The organism is Hungatella hathewayi WAL-18680, from assembly GCF_000235505.1.
Classification (GTDB): Bacteria; Bacillota; Clostridia; order Lachnospirales; family Lachnospiraceae; genus Hungatella_A; species Hungatella_A hathewayi_A.
In genome coordinates this window covers 1,833,545-1,838,974 of record NZ_JH379027.1, presented here as the reverse complement: position 1 = coordinate 1,838,974, position 5,430 = coordinate 1,833,545, and the positions used below count along the sequence as shown (strand labels likewise).

Annotated in this window: 1 protein-coding gene and 1 pseudogene; both read right to left on the bottom strand. The window is 52.6% G+C overall.

Annotated elements, in window-relative coordinates; translation table 11 throughout:
• Positions 1-1,128: pseudogene (locus HMPREF9473_RS27620) on the bottom strand (hypothetical protein); the annotation flags it as partial.
• Entirely contained in the window at positions 1,104-5,318 is a 4,215-nt protein-coding gene (locus tag HMPREF9473_RS27615) for a hypothetical protein (protein ID WP_006779614.1), read from the bottom strand. The pseudogene HMPREF9473_RS27620 and the gene HMPREF9473_RS27615, both read right to left, overlap by 25 nt.
• Positions 5,319-5,430 lie beyond the last annotated feature (112 nt).

Here is a 5,430-nt window from a genome sequence, read left to right as displayed (position 1 = left end):
CGGAATTCCGCCTGCGATTCCCCCCGCGTAGGAAGTGGTTCCCGTGCCGGATACCACGGAGTCCAGATGATAGCAGTCCCTGATTTTGGCGCTGCCTGTCACCTGGCCGGCAATACCTCCGGCATAGGAGGTGCCGGATACGCTGCTGGCTCCACGGTTATAACACTGGGAAATCTCTGCCGTCCCTTTCAGCATTCCGGCGATGCCGCCTGACGTTTTTCCTGCCACCGATGCACCTTTGATTCCGATTCTCTGAATGACTCCTCCCGTATCCACATTGCCAAACAGACCGGCTTCTCCGGTGGTATTCACATATAAGTCCTGTATTTCATATATCTTTGCGTTTCCGGTGTCTGACTGGAATGTCCCCTGATAGGAATGGGATGCGTCCTTTCCAATCGGCACCCAGGCCAGTTTTCCGCTGGACACGTAGCTGGTTCCGGCAAGATTTAGGTGATCCTTTAAGACTGCCGTTGTGTTTGCAGGCAGCGTTCCGTCATTGATCTTCTTCGCAAACCAGGCCAGATGCTCCGGCTTGCTTATCTGATATGGCGTCCCTGTGGGCTTCTCTCCTATCAGACCGTCATCCACCGCCTGGCCGACAACTTCCCAGCTTTCGGCCGACGACAGTCCCATAGTGTTCAGAACCGGATAGGGGCTGTCTTTATCGTAAGTCCATGAGAGACCTGTGGACTGCTTTAAACTGCCTCCGTTTAACCACCAGGCCGCTCCCCAGGTTCCAAGGACTTCTGACTTTACTGTCGGACAGTTCCCGATGTCTCCATACTTATGAGTTTCATCTACCAGGCAGTCCCTTAACTCATCCGCACTGTCTAATTCCGTGCCCTTAATAGATCCTGCTCTACCGGCCTCGGACGACGACACTATTCCGGCATTCCAGCATCCGGTTATGGTTGTTGTCCCAGAAACCGCAGTCCCTATGATTCCACCAACATAACTGAGGCCTTCCACCTTCCCTTTGTTCATACAGTTTCGAATGACCACTCGACGAGCATTACCGGACGGTACGTAGCCGATGATACCGCCCATCATCTGTCCTCCTGGTACGCTGATATTTCCTTCGTTATAACATCCATCCATAATCAGGCTTGAATTACTATCCGCCAAGCCGACACAGCCTCCAAAAACATTCCATATCCACTTAAACTTCCTGCTTTATTGCCGCACTCGGTTATTACAACGTTGGTTCCCCGCACGTATCCGGCAATTCCTCCGGCAACTCCACTTGACGCCTCTACCTGGCTGTCGGAAATGCCGGTTTTCTTGATGGTGGCATTGTCTCCCAGGGTGCCGAACAGGCCCTGCTTTTCCGTACCTTTTGCCAGCATGGCTGAAACCGTATGACCATTTCCGTTGAATGTTCCCGTGTACCTTTTTCCAGCCTCATCTTCACCAATCGGGTGCCAGGTGAGAGGGGCGGCTGCACTGTATCCGTATTGGACACCGGATAATTGAAGATCGGCCTCCAGAGATGCGCTGACATTACTTTTTCCCGCTCTTGTCATCGCGGAGAGTGTGGCCAGCTGTTCTGGTGTGGTGATGGTATGGGGCTTGCTTGCGCTTCCTTCACTTGAGGATAGAATTCCGGCAGTCACCAGACCGGCCATTCCGCCTTTTCCCACATCCAGCCAGCTTAAAGGCATGTCCAGGCTTTCAGTGGACAGATAGGGGTAACCTTTTGCCGATTCGTAGACCCACATAAGACCGGATTCCGTGGCCTGGGTCCGGCTCTGGCCGTTCAGTGCATAGGCGGCCGCCCAGGATTGGAGTTCTTCGGTTGTCAGCGGGGTTCCATGAGAAAAACTTGAACCATACGTTTTATCATAATAGCTATTGATAATTGTTACATTTGCTGTACTATTATTGCCACACAATGCATATGGGGCGTTCCCCTCAATCTTTCCGGCATTGTAACAATTTTGAATCTGCACATTATTGCTCACAGTACCGCCCACAATTCCACCAGTAGGAGTAGTCTTGCTTGAGATATTTGATGTTACATCTCCCAAATTATAACAATTACTGATTGTCGCCAGCCCTCCTCCCCAGGAATAGCCCAAAATACCGCCCACACCATAAACACCTGACCAACCGTTAATACTTCCTATGTTATAGCAACCATCAATTTTCTCAGTTCCAGCACCACTGCAATAACCGACAATTCCTCCTGTTTCGCCACCTCCATTAATTACAGTCGCTCCGTTCCAACAGTTCAAAATTGTGCCTGACCTCATAATACCAACAACGACACCTACAACTCTTTTCCCTGCTATATCCGTATATCCAGATTCTATCCCCAGATTTTTCACAATGCCATCTCCCGATAGTCTGGAAAAGAAGCCATTCACTCCATCTAAGCCTGGGGCTAATTTTAACGATGTAATGACATGGTTCTTTCCATCAAATACGCCCTTATACCCGGATGTCATATCAGTAATGGAATTTGACAATCCTCCTCCTATGGGCCACCATGGCAGGGCGTCATTGTAGTTTTTTGTTGCGCTATCAAACGTATTGCCCGTGTAGTCGCCGCCAAACAAATCAATATCTGCCTCTAAATTTGCGCAGAGGGTGTCATTTCCTTTATCAACCTCCACCACAAACCAGGCTAAATCTTCCGCGGTTTTCAGCAAATATGGATTATCCACAGTTCCAGGCGTCTTGCTGGGATTGGGGACTGCAGGAGCTGTTGTTATGGTCTCCCCTACCTTCTTCCAGTTTTCATAACTCGCTCTTGGCTGGATTGCACGGAGGGCATAACTCCTGGTAATTTCGCCGATTGACGCTTTTAATTGCAGGCTGCCGGTTTCATTGACAGCCTGCTCTTCTTGTGTGGTTTCCGGTTCCGCTTCGTACCGTTCTGGTTCATCCTGGGTGATGGCGGGGTCATGTTCCTCTACAGGGTCCATGGTTTGAGACTCCGTCGTCTGGGGTTCCAGCGTCTGGGATTCCAGGGACGCTTCTACTTTGGGAACCTGGTGGGAGGAAGACGTTGCGGATTCCACACTTAAAATGCGGTTATTTTCATCAATCCGAAGGTCTCCCCCGGCGTCCCACTGAATTTCCTGTCCGTCCACCTCCTGTGGCAGGAAAATGTCTCCTTCATTCAAGATATCTGACAGATTACGTCCTTTCGGAAGCAGGAGGGCGATGGCAGACATTTTGGAACTGTCGGCGGCCATCTGGTTTTCATGTCCTGCAAAATATTCTATCTGCGGGTAAGCGTTTTCCGTCGTATACCAGGTTCCCGGAATCTGTGTTTCCGGGCCTGTCATTTCTGCTGTAAGCAGACCTTTCAGGCTGTCTTCCGATGCTGCTTCTGTGATGCAGGCCATCTGAATATCGTAGGCACAGCCGGATAACGTTCCGCTTCCTGATGCGGTAAAGGCGCCGTGGACATTTCCCATCTCACCGAATGTCATGGTGGAATAGCAGTGTTCTATGATTCCTTCGTTGATTCCGGCGAATCCGCCAACGGTATCACTGCTGCTTATCAGGCCGGATGCATAGCTGTTCTCCACATGGGCCTCTTCGCCCAGAATGCCTGTCAAGCCACCGACACAGCTTTCGATATTCTCCAATGAGGAATCGATGGTTATCAGGGTAAAGGCGTTGGATATCCGCGTGTTTTTGTCCGTCTGGGCAACCAGGCCGCCTGCCGTGATTTTGTCCGCTGTGACCAGGATGTAAATGTCTCCGGCCGGGTTGCCGATATAGTGCAGTTCGTCCTCCAGGGGCTGAAACTCTGTGCCTGGTTCCGGCGCCGGTTCCCTTCCCTCTTCCGGGCCTGATGCATCTGAGGGTGTCGCCACCGGACTTTCCTCTGCGTCGGATGGGGTGGCGGCTGGCATTTCTACCTCGTCGATATCCATATCCACTACCGAGGCCGCTTTCATAGAAAGATTTTGGCGGATGACAGAACGGTAGCCGATGGTTTCATCGAGCGCGGCGTCCTGGGCCTGAACAGAAAAGGTCACTGGCATTGGCTGCTCAAAATGTGGCTGCCCTGTCCTTGGCGCGCTCAGGTTTGTGGCTGCTGACTGTTCAGGCTGTTTCGGTTTCGGCTGTTCGGACTGTTCCGACTTTGTTTGTTCCGTTTTCGCCACACCAGTTCCTCCACCAGTCTCCCCGCTGGTTCCGTCGTCGCTTCCTCCACTGCTCTCCGTCGTATTACTACTATCCGTACCACTATTGGATGTCTCTGTTTCCGGCTTCTGTGTTGGGGTTGAGGACGTTCCGTCCCCTGGCTGCGTCACAGCTTCACTTGTATTTTCCCCTTCCGGGGACGCGGTTCCTTGTCCGGATCCACCCCCATTTCCCGTCTCCGGCTCTTTCTCATTTCCATCGGAAGTCTCCGGCGCTCCATTTTCATCTGTTCCAACTGGCTGGGTGGATTCTGTCTCAGACGGCTGAACTGCTCCTGTCCCAGTTGCCTGGGTGGACTCCGTCTCAGTTGGCTGGGTCGATTCCATCTCAGATGTCTGGGATGACTCCATCTCAGTTGTCTGAGTCGATTCCATCTCAGTTGCCTGGGACGACTCCGTCTCAGTTGTCTGGGTCGATTCCGTCCCAACTCCAGGTCCCACTTCTGCCTCTGATTCCGTTTCTCCTTTTGACTCCGTCTCTTGCCCCACTCCAGGCCCTACCGGCCCGCTGCTTTCCTGGCCGGACGGCAGCTGTCCGCCGGGATTCTTCTGCATCCCCGGCCCTTTCTCCTCATCTGCATCGGACGGGCTGGCCTTCTCCAGAAGATACTCCGCTTCCATCGGCGTCGCCATATGGATTTCTCCGCCCACTCCACAGTTTCTGATCACCGAATCCACCGCATATCCGGCCAGCCCGGCGTACCCGTCCACATATCTCTCCCCGTCATGATAGAGTACCGGATGGCTGATTACCGCTCCGCTCAAGAACAGATTCTCCACCTCCGCCCTCTTCATCACACCGAATAACGGTCTCTCCAAGCCGTTTATCACATGTCCGTTTCCATCAAAAGTTCCGGTGAACGGCTCCAGGTTACTCCCGATGGACTCTTTAAGCCACCCAAGCTCCAGATCCGCTTCCAGCCGGTACCTTCCATTCAGATTGTACTCTTCGCTCTCCCTGTCCAGCAGATACTGCTCCAGCTCCTCCTCCGTATAGATCAGCACGGTCTCCCGGCTCTTGGCACGGGCCGTCCCCATGCTGTGGATTCCGTAGCCGGCCGCTGCTGCCGCCAGGACACAGATGATTCCCATGATCAGGACATTCTGCCGCCTTATCCCCTTCGATTTCGTATGTAATCTAAAATGGCTCATATTCCGTACTCCTCCAACCCTTTATCTTCCTGCTCTGATTATCAGAATCACTTTTCCCTAGCACATCCTCCTCCGGGACCGTGCCGATCCGGCTGTCACGGCTGTCCACCGA